The following is a 21686-nucleotide window of genomic DNA, read 5'->3' on the forward strand; positions in this document are numbered from 1 at the left end:
AGCCCTTCCACCGCTGGCGGGAAAGGGCGTGGGCTGGAAACAGACGGGGTCAGGCGGCCCGCACCCGCCCTTCGGGCTGCATGCTGATGCCCATCTCGCGCAACGTCTCGCCGATCGCCGAGACGACATTGCGCATCTCGTTGTCGTCGATCGCGCCGATGCAACCGACGCGGAACGTCTCCACCTGCGTCAGCTTGCCCGGGTACAGGATGTAGCCGCGGGAGCGCACTTTTTCATAGAACGTCCTGAAGTCATAGCGGGCGTCGGCGGGCGCGTGAAACGTCACGATGATCGGCGCCTGCACATCGGGCGACAGAAACGGACGGAAGCCCAGCACCGCCATGCCTTGCACCAGCGTTTCATAGTTGCGGCGGTAGCGCTCGCCGCGCACCGGCTGGCCGCCTTCCTCGAGGAACTGGTCCAGCGCCGTGCGGAAGGCCGCGACCACGTGCGTGGGCGGCGTGAAACGCCACTGGGTGGTCTTCTGCATGTAGGTGTACTGGTCGTACAGGTCCAGCGCCAGCGAATGGCTGTTGCCCTGGCTGCCTTCCAGCACGGTCTTCTTCACCAGCACGAAACCCATGCCCGGCACGCCCTCGATGCACTTGCCGGTCGCCGCGACCAGCGCGTCGAATGGCATCGTGCGCGCATCGATCTCGATCGCGCCGAACGAACTCATGGCATCGACGATCAGTCCCTTGCCCAGGCGCGCACACACGGCCGCAATTTCGGGCAGCGGATTGAGCACGCCCGCGCCGGTCTCGCAGTGGACTTGCGCCACGTGCGTGATCGACGGGTCCTTCTTGAGCGCCGCTTCGATCGCGGCCGCCGTGGCGGGCCGGTCCTCGGGAATCGGCAGTTCCACGTGGGCGCGGCCCAGCACCTTGCAGATCTTCAGAATGCGCTGGCAGTAGGCGCCGTTCTGCGGCACCAGCATCTTGCCGTCGCGCGGCACCACGTTCGCAATGGCTGCTTCGACGGAGAAGGTGCCGCTGCCCTGCATCGGCACGCAGACGTGCGTGCCTTCGCCATGGACGATGCGCACCAGGTCCTCGCACAGGCTTCCTGTGATGGCGTTGAAGGCGGCGTCCCACGATCCCCAGTCGCGCAGCATCGCCTGCTTGGTGGCCAGCGATGTGGTGAGAGGGCCGGGGGTGAGAAGGATCGGATCGTTGCCGCGGATCATGTCGGGCTCCTGGTGTTGGGAGGGAGAGAGGGTTGTCGGATCAGTGTCTGACCGACGATGCCGCCAGGGCGTCCGTGACGAAGCTTTGGCAGTCGGTTCTGTGGCATTGTAGTTGGCATTTTGTGTCAATGTGGTGAATTTGTGTTGTTATAAAAAGTACATATTCACGCACATTTATTTCGTAACCTATTGAATTTAAGTGAAACAACCGAGCTTCGACATTCGAGCGCCGCGACAGATTCCCTCTTCGCCTTCTGATGATTGTTGACAATAGACAAGGTGCTTGATTTAATCGCAGCCAGCAAACCTGCCGTGGCGCGAGCGCCGAACCCGGAGTCTTCATGTCTATCCAAGCCCCGCTTGCGAGCGAAATCTCGATCCTGCAGAGCCAGTCGCTGACCACGCTGGTCCAGCGCGAACTGGAGACGCGGATCATGTCCGGCGGTCTTGTCCCCGGGGCCAAGCTCAATGAGATCGAGGTGGCGGGGCAGCTCAATGTGTCCCGCGGCCCGGTGCGCGAGGCATTCCGGGCACTGGAACAGGCCGGCCTGCTGCGCATGGAGAAGAACAGGGGCGTGTTCGTACGCGCCATCTCGCTGCAGGAAGCCGACGAGATCTATGAACTGCGCGCGGTGCTGGACGAGCACGTCGGCCGGGCGCTGGCGGCCCATGCTACGGCCGAGGGCGTGCGGGAATTGCGCGCCTTCATCGAAGGGTTGGCCCGCGCCAGTACCGACGGCGACGTGGATTCGTACACGCGCCTGAACCTGCGCTTCCATGACCGCATGGTCGAACTGACCGGCAACGGCAAACTCGTCGATACCTACCGCCGTCTCGTCAAGGAACTGGCGTTGTTCCGCCGCGAGGCACTGTCCGGCAACAGCGCAGCCATGCCCGATTCGACACGCGAGCACCGTGAAATTGTCTCCGCCATTGCCGCGCGCGATGCCGATCTGGCGGGACGCCTCATGCGCGAGCACGTCGAGCGCGGCCGCGCCCGGCTGCATGCCGCCGTGGCCCCCGCGCAGGCAAACGCCTGATTACGCCGCGCCGGGGCAGTACATTGCCCGGCGCCATGAAAACCGAACCAAGTCCCGCACTGATCGTCGTCATGCCTGAAAGCCAAGCCTTGCCCCGCACCGTCACCGTCACCGTTACCGTCAACCAGCGCACTTACCAGTGGATGCAGCAGCCCGTCGTCGTGGTCTGCGTCGACGGCTGCGAGTACGACTATCTCCAAGCCGCGGCCGCCAGCGGCAGCGCGCCATACCTGAAGCGCGTGCTGGCTGAAGGCTCGGCCTTCCAAGGCAAGTGCGTGGTGCCGACCTTCACCAACCCGAACAACCTGTCGATCGTGTGCGGCGCGCCGCCGGCCGTGCATGGCATCTGCGGCAACTACTTCTTCGACCGCACTGCCAATGGCGGCAAGGGCGAGGAAGTCATGATGAACGACCCGAAATACCTGCGCGCCGGCACCATCCTGGCCGCGTTTGCCGATGCCGGTGCCAGCGTTGCCGTGGTCACCGCCAAGGACAAGCTGCGCCGCCTGCTGGGCCACGGCATGCGCGGTATCTGCTTTTCGTCGGAGAAGGCGGACCAGGCCACGGTCGAGGAGAACGGTATCGATGGCGTGCTCGAACTGGTCGGCATGCCAGTGCCGGACGTCTACAGCGCGGAGCTATCGGAATTCGTCTTTGCGGCCGGGGTGCGCCTGATGGAAACGCGCCGCCCGGACCTGATGTACCTGTCCACGACCGATTACATCCAGCACAAGTTCGCGCCCGGCTCGGACGGCGCCAACGCGTTCTACGCGATGATGGACAAGTACCTCGCGCGCCTCGAAGCGCTGGGCTGCGTGGTGGCGCTGACGGCCGACCACGGCATGAACGCCAAGCATGACGACGCGACCAAGGCGCCCAACGTCATCTACCTCCAGGACCAGCTCGATGCCTGGCTCGGCCGCGGCGTGGAAGCGGGCGGCGCCCGCGTGATCCTGCCGATCACCGATCCGTACGTGGTGCACCACGGCGCGCTGGGTTCTTATGCGACGATCTACCTGCCCGAGGATGTCGACGCAGCGGCGATCCGCGCGCAACTGGCCGGGTTACCCGGCGTGGAAGACGTCATGGACAACGCCGAAGCGTGCGCACGTTTCGAATTGCCGACCGACCGCGTGGGCGACCTCGTCGTGGTCAGCGAGAAGCATGTGGTGCTCGGCACGAGCCACGCGCGGCACGACCTGTCCGGTCTCGATGCGCCGCTGCGTTCGCACGGCGGCGTGTCCGAGCAGACGGTACCGCTGGTGTTCAACCGCACCACGGCCGGCATTCCCGGCAAGGCCGTGCTGCGCAATTTCGATATTTTCGATGTGGCGCTGAACCATCTGCACTGAACCGCCCATCCTGTGAACGCAATCCGGAGACCGACCATGAATGCCCCCCAGTTTCCCGACAAGGCTGTCAGCCCCCAGTTCCGCGCCGAAGCGTTGCGCATCGATGGCCAGAAGGTCGTGCGCGAGCGTGTGATCGAAGTGCGCAATCCGTATGACGGCACACTCGTCGGCACCGTGCCCAAGGCCACGGTGGAAGACGTGCGGCGCGCCTATGAGGTGGCGCACGGTTATCGTTCGACGCTGACCCGTTACGAGCGCGCGGCGATCCTCAACCGCGCCGCCGCGCTGCTGCGCGAGCGCACGGAAGAAGCCTCGGACCTGATCACGCTGGAGTCGGGCCTGTCGAAAAAGGACTCGATCTATGAAATCGGCCGCGTGGCCGATGTGCTCGGGTTTGCCGCCACCGAGACGCTGCGCGACGACGGGCAGATGTTCTCGTGCGACCTCACGCCGCACGGCAAGCGCCGCCGCGTGATGACGCAGCGCGAGCCGCTGCTGGGCGCGATCTGCGCCATCACGCCGTTCAACCACCCGATGAATCAAGTCGCGCACAAGGTCGCGCCGTCCATTGCGACGAATAACCGCATGGTGCTCAAGCCGTCGGAGAAGGTGCCGCTGTCGGCGTACTACCTGGCTGACCTGCTGTATGAATCTGGCCTGCCGCCGCAGATGCTGCAGGTGATCACCGGCGACCCGCGCGAGATCGCCGACGAGCTCATCACGCATCCGCTGGTCGACCTGATCACTTTCACCGGCGGCGTGGCCATAGGCAAGTACATCGCGAACAAGGCCGGCTACAAGCGCGTGGTGCTGGAACTGGGCGGCAACGATCCACTGATCGTGCTCGACGACGCCGACCTGGACCGCGCCTCCGACCTGGCCGTGCAGGGCTCCTACAAGAACTCCGGCCAGCGCTGCACGGCGGTCAAGCGCATGCTTGTGCACGAGGCGGTTGCCGCGCGTTTCACCGAACTCGTGGTCGAGAAGACTCGCGCGTGGCGCTATGGCAACCCGATGGACCGCAGCGTCGACATGGGCACCGTGATCGATGCGCAGGCCGCGGAGCTGTTCGAAGCCCGCGTGAACGAAGCCGTGGCGCAGGGCGCACGGCTGCTCATCGGCAACAAACGCAACGGCGCGAGCTATTCGCCGACCGTGCTCGACCGTGTTGATCCTTCGATGACGGTGGTGCGCGAGGAAACCTTCGGCCCGGTGTCGCCGATCATTACGTTCCGGGACGTGGATGACGCCATCCGCATTTCCAACGGCACCGCCTTCGGGCTGTCGTCGGGTGTCTGCACCAACCGGATGGACGATTTCACCAAGATCGCCAATTCGCTGCAGGTGGGTACCGTCAACCTGTGGGAAGTGCCGGGCTACCGGATCGAGCTGACGCCATTCGGCGGCATCAAGGACTCGGGCCTTGGCTACAAGGAAGGCGTGCAGGAAGCGGTCAAGAGTTTCACCAACCTGAAGACTGTCACGCTGCCCTGGGGCTGAGCGCGGCGGCTGCCGGGCGGCTGCAAGGCCGGACCCTGGCGGCCTTCGGCTAGAATCGGCGCACTTGTCCGTCCCTTCCGGAGTCCACTGTGCTGGCCGAACAGCGGCAGAAACACATCCTAAATCAGCTTGCCGCGACCGGTGCGCTGGCTATCAGCGCGCTGGTCACGGAACTCGGCGTCTCGCGCGAGACCATACGGCGCGACCTCAACGCATTGGCCGAACGCGGCCTGCTGGTGCTGACCCATGGTGGCGCGCTGGCGCCGAACCGAACCGAGCCCGACACCCAGACCCGTGCCGCGATCAACGCCGAAGGCAAGCGCGCCATCGGCCAGCGTGCGGCGGAGCTGGTGCCGGACGGCGCGTCGCTGATCCTCGACTACGGCACCACTACCCACGCCGTGGCGCAGGCGCTGCAAGGCCATCACAACCTGCTGGTCTATACCAACGACCTGTCGATCGCGCTGCTGCTCGGCCGGCGCAACGGCAACCGCGTAATCGTGCTCGGCGGGGAACTGCAGGACAACGAGGACGCGACCCACGGGTGGGACACCATCGAGCAGGTCTCTCGCTATCACACCGACTTTGCTTTTGTCGGCATCGGCGGCGTAACGCCGCGCGGCGAAATCTGCGACTTTTCGCGTGGTGCGGCGGAACTGCGCAGCCGCATGCTGCTGGCCGCCGATGTCGCCTGCGTGCTGGCCGACTATACGAAGTTCGGCCGCAACACGGGCGTGAACATCCGGCACTTCGATCAGGCCGCGTGGCTGATCACCGATATGGCACCCGAGCCGCCGCTGGCCGAAGCGCTGCGGCAGGCGGGGCCGAAACTGCTGATTGCCTGACCCCCGCGGGCAAGCCCGCGGGGCTACTGGTAATCAAACGTGAATGTCATTGCGCCACTGACCACGCCAGGCTTCGCATGCGGGGCCAGTGCGAAGTATCTCAACGCGTAGGCGTAGGTGGCCGGTGCATTGGCGTCGATGGTGCCGACCGGATTGCTTTGCTGCAGCGGCACGGGGTTGGTGCGCGCATCGGTAAGTTGCACGCCGACGCCGCCGGCGGCGCCGGGCGCGCCTTCGTTGGCCGGGCCGAGCACGCCGGCCTGTGCCGACTTGACGGTCGAGCCGCCGGCGGCATCGAAACTCACGCCAACGCGCGCAGTGCCATTGCAGTTCAGCACGATGGCGAACGGCGTTGCGCCTGCGGTGGCACCGGCCGATGCCAGCGTCGAAGCCTTGACCCTCGGTAGCCGCACGGCAGCAGGATACGTGGCATTGCAGGCGATCTGGCGGACCTGCAGCATGCCGCTGAATCCGATGTAGTTAGATGTGCCGCCGAGGCCGTTTCCGTGATACACGCCAAAGCCGAAGCGCGTCTGGGACGGGTCCAGCGCCCCGGCGGCAATCGATCCGGTCTTGACGAATTCTGTCGAGACCGAGACTGAATAGGTCATGTCCGCGTTGAGCGTCCCGAGCGAAGCGCCGCGGGTATCGCAGCTGCGTCCGGCCGCATTCAGCATGGGCTCGCCCGCGGCGTTGCGCAGTCGGATCCCCAGGCCGGAAACGCCGGTGGAATACACGCCGGGCATGACTTCCTTGCCGGAACCGTAGTAGCACGCGACGATCACGGCTCCCGGCACCTGGTACGGCTCACCATAGTCGCACTTGCCGGTCAGCGTGTAGTGCCTTGCCGTGCCGGGGATGGTCGCGCCAACCGCAAGGTTCGATTCCGCGGCAATGGTATCGATGGCCTGCAGGTAAGGCATTCCGGGTGTTGAGGTGCAGGCCGCCCGGGCTGGGCCGGAACAAAGCAGACTGGCAGGCAGCAGGGTCAGCAGGGCTGTGCTTTTCAAAGCGTCGATCATGGGATTTTTCAGAGCAGGCGTGCGCGAAAGAACCCGCCACTCTAGGCGACCCCTGGCCCGGCCGACATCGCCGAACGTTGAAATGGCTGCTTCCATTCAAGTGATTCCTGCAGCGCCTTCACCCCGGTCATTGCAGTTTTGACTGTCGGGAAATCGTCACGAAATGGTAAAGTGACACCTTGTTGATACATTCGATGCCCAACCATAATGTATTGACAATGGTGCCGCCCAGGGTTTTCCACGGGTCGCCGCCATTCTCACGGTACGCAGCCCGGCACGTATCCGGCGCGGCCGCCTTTTCCAGCACAGCAGAGACATCCCGTGAATTCTCCCTCCCTCGACGCATTCCTTGCCGGCGTCGCCCGGCGCGACCCCGGCCAACCTGAATTTCTGCAGGCCGTGAAGGAAGTCATGATGACGCTCTGGCCGTTTGTCGAGCGTCACCCGCGCTACGCCGATCAGGCCCTGCTCGAACGCCTGGTCGAGCCCGAGCGTGTGATCCAGTTCCGCGTGGCGTGGACCGACGACCAGAACCGCGTGCAGGTCAACCGCGCGTTCCGCGTGCAGCACAGCTCGGCCATCGGCCCGTACAAGGGCGGCATGCGTTTCCACCCGACGGTGAACCTGTCGGTGCTCAAGTTCCTCGGTTTCGAACAGACCTTCAAGAACGCACTGACCACGCTGCCGATGGGAGGTGGCAAGGGCGGTTCGGATTTCGACCCGAAGGGCAAGTCGGACGCTGAAGTGATGCGCTTCTGCCAGGCGCTGGTCACCGAGCTGTACCGCCACCTGGGGCCGGACACCGACATCCCCGCCGGCGACATCGGCGTGGGCGCGCGCGAGGTCGGCTTCATGGCCGGTATGATGAAGAAGCTGTCGAACCAGTCGGCCTGCGTGTTCACCGGCAAGGGCCTGGCGTTCGGCGGCAGCCTGATGCGCCCCGAAGCCACGGGCTACGGCACCGTGTACTTCGCCCAGGAAATGCTCCACCGCCGTGGCATGGACTTCGACGGCCTGCGCGTGCTGCTATCCGGCTCGGGCAACGTGGCGCAGTACGCAGCCGAGAAGGCCATCGAACTGGGTGCCAAGGTGCTGACGCTGACCGACTCCGGCGGCGTGCTGCACTACCCGGAGGGGATGACCACAGAGCAACTGGCCGAAGTGATGGCGTTCAAGAACGAAGAGCGTGGTCGACTGTCCGACTTTGCCGCACGCCATGGCATGAAGTTCGAAGCCGGCCGCACGCCGTGGCATGTGCCTGCCGACGTAGCGCTGCCTTGCGCAACGCAGAACGAACTCGATGGCAACGACGCCGAGACCCTGCTTGGCAACGGCGTGATCTGCGTGGCCGAAGGTGCGAACATGCCCTCGACGCTCGAAGCCGTGGACCGCTTCGTCGACGCGAAAATCCTCTACGCACCCGGCAAGGCCAGCAATGCCGGTGGCGTGGCGACCTCAGGTCTGGAAATGTCGCAGAATGCCATGCGCCTGTCCTGGCACCATGCCGAGGTCGACGAGAAGTTGCACGCGATCATGAAGGACATCCACCAGAACTGCATTCACCATGGGCAGAAGGATGGCGGGTACGTCAACTATGTCGAAGGGGCGAATATCGCTGGCTTTGTGAAGGTGGCGGATGCGATGTTGGCGCAAGGGGTGATTTGACGGCTGTGACTGCGGAGTGTGTTGCCGGGATGCCGTGCCCGGCATACACCGCTGTTTCGCCGGTGTAGCCCGCGACCTGCTTCTTGTCCGAGCGACAAGAGGCAGGCAGCTCCAAGGTGTAGAGGCGGATGTCATGCCATGGCGTCTGCGCGACACCCCTCGTCAGGGTAACAGTTTCGCCGTCAGACTTCCGTTATTGTCGATGGGAAATCGAGCGGCATCCAGACCGCGCACAAAGGCAGACAGTGAAAGGGGTGTTGCTGCGTATTGCCGATTATTCCCCGGGTTATTCCCGGTCGCGGAGACGATATGGCGGGCAGCACAAACATCTTTTCGCAACACGAATCGCGCTATACGCCAGGGACGAGCCTGATGCAGGCGCAGCCGCTGGATCGCATCTATCGCCGTGCCGACCGCATGATGTTGGCCATCATCTGGGGGCTGGTGGCCGTGTCTCTCGCCATCGGCTGGTACTACGGCACCATGGGTGTAACGTTTACGGTGGGCTTGCCACTGGCAGTGGCATTCACGCTGACTGCTCTCGCCGCACCAGGGCGTCTGCCCACGCGTCTCATGGCGGGCGCGGTGCTCATGGCGTTTTCGGCATTGCAGATCCACCAGTCCATGGGCCGCACGGAGTTTCATTTCTCGGTGTTCGTGCTGCTCTCCGTACTGTTGGCATATCGCGACTTCCGGCCCATTCTCGTGGGCGCCGTGACAATCGCCTTGCACCATCTGTCATTCAACTATCTGCAGGCGTGGGGTTGGGGGCCGGTCTGTTTTACAGAACCTGGACTCGGCATGGTCGTGTTGCACGCCGCTTTCGTCGTGGCGCAGACCGCCATGCTGGCGAGTCTGGCCTGGCGCATGGGGCGCGACGCCATGGCTGCGGAAGAGCTTGCGTCCCTGGCCATGACGATCAGTAGCGAATCGGGGTGTCTGACTCTGTCTCCTCAGGAGGCACCTGCTCGCAACAAAATCGCCCGCACGTTTGGCGACACGCTGGATGCGGTACGTGGCACGCTGGTCCAGGTTCGCGACAGCGCTCGCGAACTGGACGCCGCAGCCGCGCATATTCTGGACGGTAATACGGCGCTCTCGCAGCGTACGCGTGATCAGCAGCAGGCTGTGGAACGCATTGCCGAAGGGGTAACTGACCTGACGCGACTCGCTCATGCCGCCGCCGACAGTGCCGCGGCGGCACGCACGCTGGCGAATGCTGCGAGCAATGTCGCCACGCGTGGCGGCGCAGTCGTTGACTCGGTTATCTACACGATGGGGGAGATCAATGATTCGTCCGCTCGTATCGCTGAAATCGTGGGCGTGATCGACGGCATTGCTTTCCAGACCAACTTGCTCGCACTCAATGCATCGGTGGAAGCAGCCCGAGCTGGGGAACTCGGCCGCGGCTTTGCCGTGGTGGCGGGGGAAGTCCGTACGTTGGCCCAGCGCAGTGCCGGTGCAGCGAAGGAAATTCGCGCGCTGATCGCCGCGTCAGTGAATCACGCACATGAGGGCGCCGATCTGGTTGCTACCGCTGGCGGTACGATGACCGAGGTGGTGGACAGTATTGCAAAACTGTCAGCACTGGTCGAGGAGTTGGCCCGTATGGCCGAACATCAACGTGCCGATACGGATCGCATTGGCGTCGACATTAACGCCATTGACCGTGCCATGACCGAAAACAGCGCGCACGTCACGGAAACTGCCGTCGCGGCTCAACGCCAGCAGGCGCAGACTACGCAACTGACCGGAGCCCTGGAGGTCTTCCGGCTGGTTTAGGCCCAGCGTGTCCTCAGCAGCGTGGCGCATCCCGCACGGGGTTGATCGCCAGGTCGTCTAGACCGCAATATCCCCCTTGCGTGGGGGATAACCCGACTCTCGTCACCCCAACCTTCAGGCTATCATTCCCCTTTCGGTGGGCTCACGGCCTGCCAGAAATAGCGGTATCGGACACCCTCCGGCACCGTGCGACCTCGCAGGAGAGACCGGAACGCCGCCAGGCGCGTCCGGCGCCGACGGAGCAACCGCCCCGGAAACTCTCAGGCACACAGGACTGTGGCGTCGCAAGTACAGATCTGGAGAGAGGCGCTTTGCGCCCACCGAAGGGGACGGCATGGCCTGGCCATGTCCAAGCTCTCAGGTACCGCGGACAGATGGGGCAGGGGACCGGCAACGGTCAAATTTATCCTTGCTTCAGGACAATCTGTCATGTCTCACATGCTCGTCATCGGCGCCGGCATTACCGGCGTCACGACCGCCTATACCCTCGCGAAACTCGGCTATCGCGTCACCGTACTGGACCGCCAAGACTATCCGGCGATGGAAACGTCTTTCGCCAACGGCGGACAGCTTTCCGCCTGCAATGCCGAGGTCTGGAACAACGCCGGCACGCTGCTCAAGGGCCTGAAATGGATGATGAAGCGCGATGCGCCGCTGCTGCTGAATCCGCGTCCATCGTGGCACAAGTATTCGTGGCTCGGCGAATTCGTCGGGCACCTGCGCGGCTATCGCGCCAACACGATCGAAACCACGCGGCTGGCCATTGCCGCGCGCGAGCACCTGTTCGCAATGGCCGAGCGCGAGCAGATCGATTTCAATCTTGAGCGCCGCGGCATCCTGCACTTCTATCACGACCGCCCGAGCTTCGAAGCCGCGGGCCGCACCAACCGGATGCTGATGGAGGGCGGGCTGGAACGCTACGCCGTCACGCCGGAAGAGATTCGCACCATCGAGCCCACGCTGCAGGGCAGCTACTACGGCGGCTACTACACGCCGTCCGATTCCACCGGTGATATCCACAAGTTCACGCGCGGCCTGGCCCGTGCTTGCGAGCGGCTCGGCGTGACGTTCGTGCACGGCGTCAATGTGAAGGCCGTGGACCAGCGCTCCGATGGCGTGGTGATGCGCGTGGCGGCGTCGGAAGCCGCCGTAGCCGCAGGTCAGGATGGCGGCGAGCGCGAGATCAAGGGGACGGCAGTCGTGGTGTGCGCTGGCGTGGGCAGTCGCCATATCGCTGCCATGCTGGGGGATCGGCTAAACGTGTATCCGGTCAAGGGCTACTCGATCACCGTGCATCTCGATGACGTGCGCAGCGTGAACAATGCGCCGTACGTGAGTTTGCTCGACGAAAGCGCCAAGATCGTGACCAGCCGGCTCGGTGCCGACCGCTTCCGCGTGGCGGGCACGGCGGAATTCAACGGCCACAATCGCGATATCCGCGCCGATCGCATCGCGCCGCTGGTGTCGTGGGTGCGGCGCAATTTCGATATCGAAACCTCGCGCGCGGTACCCTGGGCAGGGCTGCGGCCGATGATGCCGGACATGATGCCGCGTGTTGCGCGTGGCCGTGCTGCCAGGGTCTTCTACAACACAGGGCACGGCCATCTGGGCTGGACGCTGTCGGCCGCGACGGCGACGATGATCGGCCAGACCATCGCAACAAGCCATCCCGTCCACTGACCGCGCTCAGGACTCCGCCGTGCCGGCCGGTGCGATGCGCCCGGCCGCGCGGTGCGCCACGAGCTTCTTGTAGAACGCGGCGCGGCTGATGCCGATGGCCCTGGCCGCACGCGGCACATTGCTTCCGCTTGCAGCCAGCGCTTGTGACAGGTAGGCGGCCTCGTATTGCGCCATGGCGTCCGCGTAGGCGGGTGGATCCGCGGGCAGCACCGGCTCTGTAGCGGTCATCGCGTCGGGGGATGGCGCCGAAGCGGCCACGGCAGCCGGCGCCGTCACGGCTCGCCGGCCGAGCAGCGGGGCCAGCATCGATGCATCGACGGCGCCGCCATCGTGCAGCATCACCAGGCGCTCCAGCGTGTTGCGCAGTTCGCGCACATTGCCCGGCCAGTCGTGTTCGCCCATGAGGCTCAGCGCACAGTCGGACAGCACGGGCGCGTCGCGCTCCGTGCGCCGGCAGATTTCTTCGAGGATCGCGTAGGCGAGCGGCAGCAGGTCCGCCTGGCGCTGGCGCAGCGGCGGCAGGCAGATCGGCACGACATTGAGCCGGTAGTAGAGGTCCGCACGGAACTTGCCGGCTTCCACCAGCGCAGGCAGGTCGGCCGAGGTCGCGGCAATGATGCGCACATCCGAGCGGATGATGCGGTTCGAGCCGATCGGCTCGATCTCCTTGTCCTGCAACGCGCGCAGCAGTTTGCTCTGCAGCGCAAGCGGCATGTCGCCGATCTCGTCGAGAAACAGCGTGCCGCCATCGGCCAGCTCGAACTTGCCGACGCGTCCCTTGCGTTCCGCGCCGGTGTAGGCGCCCGGCGCGGCGCCGAAGAACTCTACTTCGAGCAGCGCTTCCGGAATTGCCGCGACGTTGACGGTGACCAGCGGACGGTCGGCACGCAATGACCCGGCATGGATAGCATGCGCGAGCAGTTCCTTGCCCGTGCCAGTCTCGCCGAGCAGCAGCACCGGTGCATCGACCTGCGCGGCCCGGCGCGCCAGGCGCTTGACCTCCAGCGTCGCGGGCGAGTTGCCGACGAAGCTCGCGAAGGTGTACTTGGCGCGGCGCGTCTGCTCCAGCGTGCGGCGCGTGGCGGCCAGTTCGTCGCGGGCCCGCGTGTAGTGCGACAGCAGTGGCGTCAGCGCCTTGAGTTCGTCGAATAGCGCGAAGCCCACTGCGCCCACGGTATTGCCGTCGTCGTCCTTGATCGGCAGCCGCATCACGATCATCGGCTCGCGCCCGGCCTCCATGATGTCGAGCAGGATCGGCTTGCCGGTGTCCACCACCTCGCGCATCAGGCTGTTGGGAATCACCCGCTCGCAATCGAGGCCGACCGCTTCCTGCGGATCGGCAAAGCCGAAGCGCGCCGCATAACGCTTGTTGATCCACACGACGCGGCCGTTGACGTCGACGACGATCGTGCCCTCGCTGAAATTCTCGAACGTGCGGAACAGCGATTCCATCGCGCGGCGCGCCACGGAGTCGTAGTTGCCCAGCACGTTGTCTCCTGCGTCACTGAGTGTTTCCATTTGATTATTCTCGATTTGGAGACAGATAGTCTCACAATCGAGCGCGTATGGTGCATGGGTTTGCGCTCGTGTCTCCGAATTAAGACGTCCCCAGGTAGACTGGGGTTAAATTCGACGATAAGATACTTATAGAGCACTTATATTGTTGGCATGTTCCGTGCAATGTCTCCCCGCTCGCAAGAACGCGGCGTTGGCCGTGTGTTCTGCAACAGATGTAAGTGACCGGGCGCGCTCACGCGCCGGCACCTATATTTCCCCCAGACCAAGAACAATCCTCGCGGAGACTTCATGTCCTTTGTGATCGTCGTTGCTGCTCTAGCCTTCCTGATGCTTGCCGCCTACCGCGGCTACAGCGTCATCCTGTTTGCCCCGCTGGCCGCCCTTGGCGCCGTGCTGCTGACCGACCCGTCGGCCGTGGCGCCAGCCTTTACAGGCATCTTCATGGAGAAGATGGTCGGTTTCGTGAAGCTGTATTTCCCGGTGTTCCTGCTCGGCGCCGTGTTCGGCAAGGTCATCGAGCTGTCGGGCTACTCGCGCTCGATCGTAGCGGCCGCGATCCGCTACATCGGCAGCTCGCGCGCAAACGCGGTGATCGTCGCCGTGTGCGCGCTGCTGACCTATGGCGGCGTGTCGCTGTTCGTGGTCGTGTTCGCGGTCTATCCGTTCGCGGCGGAGCTTTACCGCCAGAGCAATATCCCTAAACGGCTGATGCCGGGCGCGATCGCGCTGGGCGCGTTCTCGTTCACGATGGATTCGCTGCCCGGTACGCCGCAGATCCAGAACATCATCCCGACCACGTTCTTCAAGACCACCGCCTGGGCGGCGCCTGTGCTGGGCGTAGCCGGTGCGCTGTTCATCATCGTGGTGGGCCTGAGCTACCTGGAATGGCGCCGTCGCGCCGCCATGGCGAAGGGCGAAGGCTATGGCACGTCGCTGCTGAACGAGCCGGAACCGATCGAGACGGCCCAGCTTCCGAACCCGCTGCTGGCCATCGCGCCGCTGGTGCTGGTCGGCGTGTCCAACTTCGTGCTGACGCGCATGATCCCGCAGTGGTACGGCACGACCGCTGGTCTGGAACTGCCCGGACTGGCCAAGCCGGTAACCGTCCCGGTCGCCTCGGTGGTCGCGATCTGGGCCGTGGAAGGCGCGCTGCTGCTGGGCATCCTGCTCGTGGTCGTGACCGCGTTCGGCACCGTGCGCCAGCGCTTTGCCGAAGGCAGCAAGGCCGCGGTGGGCGGTGCGCTGCTGGCGGCCATGAACACAGCTTCGGAATATGGCTTCGGGGGTGTGATCGCGGCGCTGCCGGGTTTCCTGGTGGTGGGCGATGCGCTGCACAGCATTCCCAACCCGCTCGTCAATGCTGCGGTTTCGGTGAGCGCGCTGGCCGGCATCACCGGCTCGGCGTCGGGTGGCATGAGCATTGCGCTTGCAGCCATGGGCGACACGTTCATCCAGGGCGCGCAGGCGGCGGGCATTCCGATGGAGGTGCTGCACCGCGTGGTGTCGATGGCGAGCGGCGGCATGGACACGCTGCCGCACAACGGCGCGGTGATCACGCTGCTGGCCGTGACCGGCCTTACCCACCGCGACTCGTATCGCGACATCTTCGCCGTCACGATGATCAAGACGCTGGCGGTGTTCTTCGTCATCCTGGTCTACTACATGACCGGCCTGGTCTGACCGTTCCGAACGTTTCCAACGTTTCCCGCAATTCCTGAATCCGCATTGCCATGAATACCCTGAACGGAAAGACCGCGCTCGTGACCGGTTCCACGAGCGGCATTGGCCTGGGCGTCGCCCGGGCACTGGCCGAGGCGGGCGCCAATATCGTGCTCAACGGCTTCGGCGACGTCGATGCCGCGCTTGACACCATTGGCGCTACGGGCGCACAGGTCGTGCACCACCCGGCCGACATGCGCAAGGCCGACGAGATCGGCGCAATGATCGCCATGGCCAACGAGCGTTTCGGCGCGCTGGATATCCTCGTCAACAACGCCGGCATCCAGCACGTATCGCCGATCGAAAGCTTCGATGCGCAGAAGTGGGACGACATCATCGCCATCAACCTGAGCTCGGGCTTTCACACCACGCGTCACGTGCTGCCCGGCATGCGGGCGCGCAACTGGGGCCGCATCATCAATATCGCTTCGGTGCACGGGCTGGTCGGCTCGGCCGGAAAGTCGGCCTATGTGGCTGCCAAGCATGGACTCGTCGGATTGACCAAGGTCACCGCGCTGGAGACGGCGGGCACCCGCGTGACCTGCAACGCGATCTGCCCGGGGTTCGTGCTGACGCCCCTGGTGCAGAAGCAGATCGACGATCTCGCCGCTCGCGAGGGGATTGCTATCGATGCGGCTCGCGCGCGCCTGCTCGGCGAGAAGCAGCCCTCGGGCCAGTTCGTCACGCCCGAGCAATTGGGCGGGCTGGCGCTGATGTTGTGTTCGCCGCTGGCGGCCGAAGTACGAGGTGCCACATGGGTGGCTGACGGAGGTTGGACGGCGCAGTAATCGCCCCCGGCCGGAAACGACTTCCACACCACATCCATGTCCACAAACGCGAAAAGCCGGCGGACACAGCCGGCTTTTCGCTGACCTGAACGGTCGCCCTGAGCGTTGTGCGCTCAGCTTGACTTCGGCTTGAGCAGCGCTCCCGCTTCCTGCAAATTCTGCTGTGCGCGGTTGCCGATCACAGCCATCGCATCGGCCTGCGACTTGCGGGCCATCTCGGCCAGCTCGCGCATATTCTCCAGCGCCTGGTGCAGGGCTTTCTGCACGAACTCGTTCTGCTGCGCCATGGCCTCGACCGGATTGGAGCCGGTGCTCATCTGCTGCGCGGCGGACTGGATCTGCTGCATGGCCTCGCCGAAGATCTCGGTCTGCTTCTGTATCAGCGCCTGCATGCCTTCATAGGCGAGCTTGTTGGCCTCGCCGAGCGCCTCGATATCCTTGCGCCGCGCTTCCATCACGGCGCTCATGTCCATGCCCGGAAGCTTGAATTGCTCAAACATCTTGGTGAAATCCGCGAAGGGGTTGGGAGGGGTAGTCATGCGGTCGCTCCTTGTCATCAGGGGGAATCGGCGTGGCGGTGCATGCAGCATGTCTGTGAATACTCTAGGTGTTGGACGGGCCGGGCGGCAAGGAATGGGAGCGTTCCGGGCACAATTTCCGAACCTGTCAGCCACACCCCACCATCGCCGGGTATTCGCAAAAACCCTAAAGTTTCGCCCTGCCGCTGCCGTTCCCATCCATAGCCCGCCACAGTCCCTGTCCAGGTCGGCGGGCCACGAGAGCGAAAGGCGGCGTCCGCGCGCCAGCACTTCGCCGTATCGAAGTCCAGATCAGGTAGAAGAAATAATGAAGAATTTCGGAATCGGGGTACGCCTCGGCATTGGCTTTGGCGTGGTGTTGGTGCTTTGCGCGTTGATGTCCGCATTCGGCATCATGCGCCTGCAGCAGGTGGCGGAGCGCACGCATGACATGATGCAGCAGCCGCTGACGAAGGAGCGCCTGGTCAGCGACTGGTATCGCCTGATGCATACCAGCGTGCGCCGTACCACGGCGGTGGCCAAGAGCGCGGATCCGTCGCTGGGCGCGTTCTTCGCGAAGGAAACCAAGGCGTCGCTCGAAGGCATTGCGGCGCTGCGCGACAAGATGCAGCCGATGCTGACATCCGAGGCCGAGAAGGCCGCGTTCGCGAAGATCCTGCAGGTGCGTGAGCCGTACAACGCCTCGCGCGACAAGATCACCAAGCTCAAGCAGGAAGGGCTGACCGAGGAAGCCAACGCGGTACTCGAGAAAGAGTTCGTGCCCGCCGGCGATGCCTACCTGGCCGAGATCCAGAAGCTGCTCGACATCCAGCGCACCAGCATCGACGCGACGGCTGCCGAGATCAACACCATCTACGTCAATGCGCGCAACAGCCTGATTCTGCTGGGCGTGCTGGTGCTGGCCATCGGCGTTGGTTTCGCCGTGTGGCTGACGCGCGGCATCATCCGCCCGCTGGGCCATGCCGTCGATATCGCGCGCACCGTGGCGTCGGGCGACCTGACCAGCGACATCCGCGTAGATAGCCAGGACGAGACTGGCCAGCTGCTGCACGCACTGTCGGAGATGAATACCAACATCCTGCACATCGTGCGCGACGTGCGCACCGGCACCGAGGCCATTGCCTCCGGCACCAGCCAGATCGCCGTGGGCAACACCGACCTGTCGCAGCGTACGGAAGAGCAGGCGTCGTCGCTGCAGCAGACCGCGGCCAGCATGGAAGAGCTGACCAGCATCGTGCGCCAGAACGCCGACAACGCGAAGCAGGCCAGCGCGCTGGCCGTGAACGCGTCGGAGATCGCGGCCAAGGGCGGCGACGTGGCCGACAAGGTCGCCGAGACCATGGAAGAGATCAACGGCGCGTCGAAGAAGGTGGTCGACATCATCGCCGTGATCGAAGGCATCGCGTTCCAGACCAACATCCTGGCGCTGAACGCAGCGGTGGAAGCCGCGCGCGCGGGCGAGCAGGGCCGCGGCTTTGCGGTGGTGGCGGGCGAGGTGCGCAGCCTGGCCCAGCGCAGCGCTACCGCTGCCAAGGAAATCAAGGCGCTGATCGGCGACTCGGTCGACCGCGTGGAGAAGGGCTCGACCCTCGTGGCGCAATCGGGCCAGACCATGCTGGAGATCGTGGAAGCGGTCAGGCGCGTGACGGACATCATGGGCGAGATCAGCGCGGCGTCGGCGGAGCAGAGCGCCGGCATCGAGCAGGTCAACCAGGCCGTGACGCAGATGGATTCGGTCACGCAGCAGAACGCCGCGCTGGTGGAAGAGGCGGCTGCGGCGGCCGGCTCGCTGGAGGAGCAGGCGCAGCGGTTGAAGCAGGCGGTGGCTACGTTTCGTATTGCGGCCTGACGCTGCATCGATAGCCTGAAAGAACAAGGCCCGGCGTCTGCCGGGCCTCTTATTTAGCGCGCCTTCAGAAACTCCCCGACTTCCAGCAACACCAGCTCGTTGTCATCCGCACGGTTAGGCTCGCGGCTGCTCGAGAAGGGCAGGTTGTTGTCATTGCCCACGACGATGTGCGTGGCATCCACCACGTCCACGTTCTCGATCGTGAAGAACGGGAAAGCCAGAACACCATCGGTCAGCGGCTTGCGTGCCAGGTGGTTCGGATCGGCCATGCGCAACAGGTCGATATAGCCGATCTTGCGTACTGGCGCGCCCGCGTTGGCATCGGTCAGTTCGATCTTGTAGATGCGCTTGAACTTCGCCACGTCGTCGAAGCAGTCGGTGCGCTTCTGGCCGGCCGGGCAGGCCTTGTCTGGCGTGCCTTCGCCGTTGTCGCGCTCGATGATCAGGCCCGTGGTGGCGTCGATCATGTTGAAGTCCCCGATGGCGTGGTGGCCCGCTTCGAGCACGTATTTCCAGTGGCGGCCGGTCCAGGCGCGCTGCTTCACGTCGAACTCCAGCACGCGCAGGTAGGGCTTGCCGTCTTCGGACTCATACGCGCGGCTGGCCTCGTTCCACAGTGCGCCTTCCAGCAGCGCGTACAGCTTGCTGCCATCCGGCGATGAAGCCATGCCCTCGAAGCCCTTCGAGCGGCGTACCTCGAATTTCACCGTGCCGTCCGGGGCGCCCGGCGCGGTGATGGCCGGGTGGTCGGGCGAGCGCACGACCTTGCCGTCGACCTTCGTCTCGAACACGGCCAGCACCTTGCCGTTCAGGTCCGCCTGAATCAGGAAAGGACCGAACTCGTCACCGATCCACAGCGAGCCGCCGGCGAACTGGAAGCTCTCGGTATCAAAGTCAGAACCCGTCAGGTAACGCGCCTTGCTGCCTTCGTGGACGATGCGGAACGGCACCTTCTTGTCCGGATCGTGCAGGAACACGGTCTTCAAGCGCTGGAACTTGCCGCTGGCGAAGTCGACCTTGTAGTGGTTCAGGTACAGCATGAAGTCCGGCGAATTGGCCTTGGCGCCTGCGCCGTTGTCGGTCAGTACCCAGAAGGTGCCATCGGCCATGCGCTTGATGCCGGAATGGCCCTGTGCAGGCTGGCCCTGGAACGGCAGCGAGACGCCGGTCGGGCGGCCGTTCGACTTGCCTTCCACGGTGCCCGGCGCGTCGGCACGCTGCGCAGTGGTGAATTTGCCGCTGAGCTGCAAGTCGGCCGGCGCATCCTTCGGCACGGGCAGGTAGGTCTGGGCCGGCAGCACTGCGTGGCCAGCCAGCGTGGCGGGATAGGCGGTCTGCGCTTGCAGCGACGGGGACAGGCCAAGACAGGCCAGCGCGATGGCGCTGGCCAGGACGGATTGACGGAACATCGGGCGGGCTCCTTTGCCGGGATTTTCGGTAAGCGCGGCACCGTACCGCGCAAGCAAAAGCGCCCCATTCTGGCGGTCGAGTTTTACAGATTTGTGATGCAATCGCCGCAGACAGGCGATTGGCTGCCAGTTGCCTGCGTGGCAAGGCTGCCGATTACCGGCCGTATCGGCCCAGCACGCTGGCGCCGCCGCGAGCGTGCCCCTTGAGCGCCGCCATCAGTTCGTCGCGTGTCAGGCCGGCGGGAAGGGCGCCGGGCTCCAGATCCGTGGCGACTACCGTCACGATGTAGTGGTGCGGCACATCGCCCACGGGCGGGCACGGTCCGCGGTATGCGGCTTCGCCGGAAACGTTCTTGCCGACCGTAATACCCGCGCCATCCTTCTGTCCCTCGCCCTGCTTGAGATGGCCGCGATCCGCCGCGATGTTGTAGGCGACCCAGTGCGAAACCCCCAGGCCCATGGCGCCATCGGGATCGAACATAAAGATCGCCACGGATTTCGTTCCGGCCGGCAGGCCCGTCCATGCCACGGGCGGCGATACGCCCTGGCCGCCGCAATTGGCTGGCGTGTTGCCACCATGTGCGGCTGGAATGACGGCGTTTTCGGCGAATGCGGTCGATGACACGGTCATCGGGGCGGCCTGCACGATCGACGTGCCGGCCAGGCCCAGCACTGCCACAGCGCAATGCAGCAAAGGCGTTGTTTTCATCGGAGAACCCGTTCCGCAATGGAAAGAAATGACCCGCACGGCATAACTCCAATACGGTAGGACGGAATTTCGGAAATGCCTAGTTGATTGCGTCTTTCGAAATGCTAGCTCGTCGGACCGGGCCCGGTGCGGCCGCGGTATGAGCAGGCACAAACCGCCTACGCCATGGCAAAGCGCCTGCGCAGAAGCCGGGTGGCGTTGGCCAGCGTACCTTCGGATACCTCCACAACCTCGCGCAGATAGTCCTCGCTGGCATCCAGCAGTGCCGCGTACATATCACGGCACAGGTCTCGCGCGGTGCGACCGGGCCAGTCCGTGGGCAGCAGTTGTTCCGGCAGATTCGGGTCGCGCAGCAGCACGCGGCGGTATTCGTGCAGCAGCAGCGTGCGTACGAAAAAGGCGTCGGCCGGCGTCATGGCATGTGCGTCGGCCAGCACGGGCGAGAAGCGGCGCAGCAGCGCCTGCCACGCGGACGCCACGTCGCCGAGCTTGAACGTCTGGTGCATCAGCGTCTGCAGCGGTCGGATCGAGAATGTCTCGAGGCTGGTCGCGTCCATCACCGCGACGAAGTCCTGCGCATGCGCTGCACGGATGATCTCACCTAGCGAGTTTGCATCGGCATTCGGATGCGCATACACGCCCGGCGCGATCGCGCCGAAGCCTTCCCACAGCAGCTCGCGCTTCAATCGCTGGCGGATGGTGGCGCGCGCGTCGCCACGCACCAGCGCCAACGTCCAGCGGCCGTCCCAGTCGGGTGCGTCGCCGGCGTAGATTCGCTTGCCGGCATGCAGGCAGCGCTGCAGCCCCGCCTCGGACAAGCCGTAGTAGCTGCGCCGCCCGATGCGCGTGGCGTTGAGCCAGTCATCGGACGTCAGCCGGAACGTCGCAGTGCGTACAAGCCGGTCGTTGATGCCGAACGGCTCGGCCAGGCGGATCAGGCTGCCCAGCCACAGCGCCTGAGGCCGCGGCGCGACCACATCGCCAAACAGTGTCACGAGCATCGAATTGGCGCCGAGCTTAAGGCCGCGTGCGAGCCGCGCGACCTGCGGGGAAACCGGTTCTGTCGCCGAACGGGTGGCCATG

At 64.7% G+C, this 21686-nt stretch carries 17 protein-coding genes and 1 riboswitch; of the genes, 10 read left to right on the forward strand and 7 right to left on the reverse strand.

Annotated elements, in window-relative coordinates:
* Positions 1 to 49: 49 nt before the first annotated feature.
* Positions 50 to 1186, reverse strand: a complete 1137-nt coding sequence (locus ACIGJG_RS19225; protein WP_220630462.1) for a 2-aminoethylphosphonate--pyruvate transaminase — start codon at positions 1184 to 1186, stop codon at positions 50 to 52.
* 341 nt (positions 1187 to 1527) lie between these two features.
* Here ACIGJG_RS19225 and ACIGJG_RS19230 point away from each other — a divergent pair, with 341 nt between their 5' ends.
* The 4 genes from ACIGJG_RS19230 (at position 1528) to ACIGJG_RS19245 (ending at position 5923) form a co-directional block, all read left to right on the forward strand.
* Positions 1528 to 2226 (forward strand): phosphonate utilization associated transcriptional regulator, encoded by a 699-nt coding sequence (locus ACIGJG_RS19230; protein ID WP_220630461.1) that lies wholly within the window; start codon positions 1528 to 1530, stop codon positions 2224 to 2226.
* A 71-nt stretch (positions 2227 to 2297) separates the two neighbouring features.
* On the forward strand, positions 2298 to 3578 hold the full coding sequence (phnA, locus tag ACIGJG_RS19235) for a phosphonoacetate hydrolase (RefSeq protein ID WP_483674024.1): 1281 nt from the start codon (positions 2298 to 2300) through the stop codon (positions 3576 to 3578).
* A 36-nt stretch (positions 3579 to 3614) separates the two neighbouring features.
* Entirely contained in the window at positions 3615 to 5078 is a 1464-nt protein-coding gene (gene phnY, locus ACIGJG_RS19240) for a phosphonoacetaldehyde dehydrogenase (RefSeq protein WP_011299846.1), read from the forward strand.
* 89 nt (positions 5079 to 5167) lie between these two features.
* Positions 5168 to 5923: a DeoR/GlpR family DNA-binding transcription regulator gene (locus tag ACIGJG_RS19245; RefSeq protein WP_011299847.1), complete on the forward strand. Its 756-nt coding sequence runs from the start codon at positions 5168 to 5170 to the stop codon at positions 5921 to 5923.
* A 23-nt stretch (positions 5924 to 5946) separates the two neighbouring features.
* On the opposite strand, the gene ACIGJG_RS19250 is transcribed toward ACIGJG_RS19245, so the two are convergent.
* Positions 5947 to 6846, reverse strand: a complete 900-nt coding sequence (locus ACIGJG_RS19250) for a fimbrial protein (RefSeq protein WP_224002474.1) — start codon at positions 6844 to 6846, stop codon at positions 5947 to 5949.
* Between the two features lie 420 nt (positions 6847 to 7266).
* Here ACIGJG_RS19250 and gdhA point away from each other — a divergent pair, with 420 nt between their 5' ends.
* The 3 genes from gdhA to ACIGJG_RS19265 all read left to right on the forward strand — a co-directional run bounded on the left by gdhA (position 7267) and on the right by ACIGJG_RS19265 (position 12072).
* Entirely contained in the window at positions 7267 to 8610 is a 1344-nt protein-coding gene (gene gdhA / locus ACIGJG_RS19255; protein ID WP_011299849.1) for an NADP-specific glutamate dehydrogenase, read from the forward strand.
* A gap of 912 nt (positions 8611 to 9522) precedes the next feature.
* A complete protein-coding gene (locus tag ACIGJG_RS19260; RefSeq protein WP_258234482.1) occupies positions 9523 to 10392 on the forward strand; it encodes a methyl-accepting chemotaxis protein in 870 nt (289 codons plus the stop codon).
* 187 nt (positions 10393 to 10579) lie between these two features.
* Positions 10580 to 10679, forward strand: a riboswitch (glycine riboswitch).
* Positions 10680 to 10821: 142 nt separating this feature from the next.
* Positions 10822 to 12072 carry a D-amino acid dehydrogenase gene (locus tag ACIGJG_RS19265; RefSeq protein ID WP_483673757.1) on the forward strand — a complete coding sequence of 417 codons (1251 nt, stop codon included), beginning with the start codon at positions 10822 to 10824 and terminating at the stop codon, positions 12070 to 12072.
* Positions 12073 to 12078: 6 nt separating this feature from the next.
* Here the strand turns inward: ACIGJG_RS19265 and ACIGJG_RS19270 are convergent, their stop codons facing one another.
* Positions 12079 to 13590 (reverse strand): sigma-54 interaction domain-containing protein, encoded by a 1512-nt coding sequence (locus ACIGJG_RS19270; protein WP_011299852.1) that lies wholly within the window; start codon positions 13588 to 13590, stop codon positions 12079 to 12081.
* A gap of 288 nt (positions 13591 to 13878) precedes the next feature.
* On the opposite strand from ACIGJG_RS19270, the gene ACIGJG_RS19275 reads away from it, so the two are divergent.
* Together ACIGJG_RS19275 and ACIGJG_RS19280 are read left to right on the forward strand one after the other, a co-directional pair.
* The gene (locus ACIGJG_RS19275; RefSeq protein WP_140949381.1) at positions 13879 to 15270 is read left to right on the forward strand and encodes a GntP family permease; all 1392 of its coding nucleotides are present in this window, start codon (positions 13879 to 13881) and stop codon (positions 15268 to 15270) included.
* A gap of 50 nt (positions 15271 to 15320) precedes the next feature.
* Positions 15321 to 16097: a 3-hydroxybutyrate dehydrogenase gene (locus tag ACIGJG_RS19280; protein WP_011299854.1), complete on the forward strand. Its 777-nt coding sequence runs from the start codon at positions 15321 to 15323 to the stop codon at positions 16095 to 16097.
* 113 nt (positions 16098 to 16210) lie between these two features.
* On the opposite strand, the gene ACIGJG_RS19285 is transcribed toward ACIGJG_RS19280, so the two are convergent.
* Positions 16211 to 16636 carry a phasin family protein gene (locus ACIGJG_RS19285; protein WP_011299855.1) on the reverse strand — a complete coding sequence of 142 codons (426 nt, stop codon included), beginning with the start codon at positions 16634 to 16636 and terminating at the stop codon, positions 16211 to 16213.
* A 307-nt stretch (positions 16637 to 16943) separates the two neighbouring features.
* Here ACIGJG_RS19285 and ACIGJG_RS19290 point away from each other — a divergent pair, with 307 nt between their 5' ends.
* A complete protein-coding gene (locus tag ACIGJG_RS19290) occupies positions 16944 to 18485 on the forward strand; it encodes a methyl-accepting chemotaxis protein (RefSeq protein WP_011299856.1) in 1542 nt (513 codons plus the stop codon).
* A 53-nt stretch (positions 18486 to 18538) separates the two neighbouring features.
* Here ACIGJG_RS19290 and ACIGJG_RS19295 read toward each other — a convergent pair whose 3' ends face one another.
* The 3 genes from ACIGJG_RS19295 to paaX all read right to left on the reverse strand — a co-directional run bounded on the left by ACIGJG_RS19295 (position 18539) and on the right by paaX (position 21685).
* Positions 18539 to 19894: an esterase-like activity of phytase family protein gene (locus ACIGJG_RS19295; protein ID WP_483673758.1), complete on the reverse strand. Its 1356-nt coding sequence runs from the start codon at positions 19892 to 19894 to the stop codon at positions 18539 to 18541.
* A gap of 154 nt (positions 19895 to 20048) precedes the next feature.
* The gene (locus ACIGJG_RS19300; protein WP_140949379.1) at positions 20049 to 20603 is read right to left on the reverse strand and encodes a YbhB/YbcL family Raf kinase inhibitor-like protein; all 555 of its coding nucleotides are present in this window, start codon (positions 20601 to 20603) and stop codon (positions 20049 to 20051) included.
* Between the two features lie 158 nt (positions 20604 to 20761).
* Positions 20762 to 21685, reverse strand: coding sequence for a phenylacetic acid degradation operon negative regulatory protein PaaX (paaX, locus tag ACIGJG_RS19305; RefSeq protein WP_483673759.1), 924 nt, complete (start codon positions 21683 to 21685; stop codon positions 20762 to 20764).
* Between the last annotated feature and the right edge of the window lies 1 nt (position 21686).

Source organism: Cupriavidus sp. C1SS-2L (assembly GCF_057073735.1).

Coding starts and splice junctions, on each gene's coding strand:
- ACIGJG_RS19290 (WP_011299856.1), top strand. CDS start 16,944: ATGAAGAATTTCGGAATCGGGGTACGCCTCGGCATTGGCTTTGGCGTG.
- ACIGJG_RS19270 (WP_011299852.1), bottom strand. CDS start 13,590: ATGGAAACACTCAGTGACGCAGGAGACAACGTGCTGGGCAACTACGAC.
- ACIGJG_RS19230 (WP_220630461.1), top strand. CDS start 1,528: ATGTCTATCCAAGCCCCGCTTGCGAGCGAAATCTCGATCCTGCAGAGC.
- ACIGJG_RS19280 (WP_011299854.1), top strand. CDS start 15,321: ATGAATACCCTGAACGGAAAGACCGCGCTCGTGACCGGTTCCACGAGC.
- phnY (WP_011299846.1), top strand. CDS start 3,615: ATGAATGCCCCCCAGTTTCCCGACAAGGCTGTCAGCCCCCAGTTCCGC.
- ACIGJG_RS19265 (WP_483673757.1), top strand. CDS start 10,822: ATGTCTCACATGCTCGTCATCGGCGCCGGCATTACCGGCGTCACGACC.
- ACIGJG_RS19250 (WP_224002474.1), bottom strand. CDS start 6,846: ATGCCTTACCTGCAGGCCATCGATACCATTGCCGCGGAATCGAACCTT.
- ACIGJG_RS19260 (WP_258234482.1), top strand. CDS start 9,523: ATGACGATCAGTAGCGAATCGGGGTGTCTGACTCTGTCTCCTCAGGAG.
- ACIGJG_RS19275 (WP_140949381.1), top strand. CDS start 13,879: ATGTCCTTTGTGATCGTCGTTGCTGCTCTAGCCTTCCTGATGCTTGCC.
- phnA (WP_483674024.1), top strand. CDS start 2,298: ATGCCTGAAAGCCAAGCCTTGCCCCGCACCGTCACCGTCACCGTTACC.
- ACIGJG_RS19300 (WP_140949379.1), bottom strand. CDS start 20,603: ATGAAAACAACGCCTTTGCTGCATTGCGCTGTGGCAGTGCTGGGCCTG.
- ACIGJG_RS19295 (WP_483673758.1), bottom strand. CDS start 19,894: ATGTTCCGTCAATCCGTCCTGGCCAGCGCCATCGCGCTGGCCTGTCTT.
- ACIGJG_RS19285 (WP_011299855.1), bottom strand. CDS start 16,636: ATGACTACCCCTCCCAACCCCTTCGCGGATTTCACCAAGATGTTTGAG.
- paaX (WP_483673759.1), bottom strand. CDS start 21,685: ATGGCCACCCGTTCGGCGACAGAACCGGTTTCCCCGCAGGTCGCGCGG.
- ACIGJG_RS19225 (WP_220630462.1), bottom strand. CDS start 1,186: ATGATCCGCGGCAACGATCCGATCCTTCTCACCCCCGGCCCTCTCACC.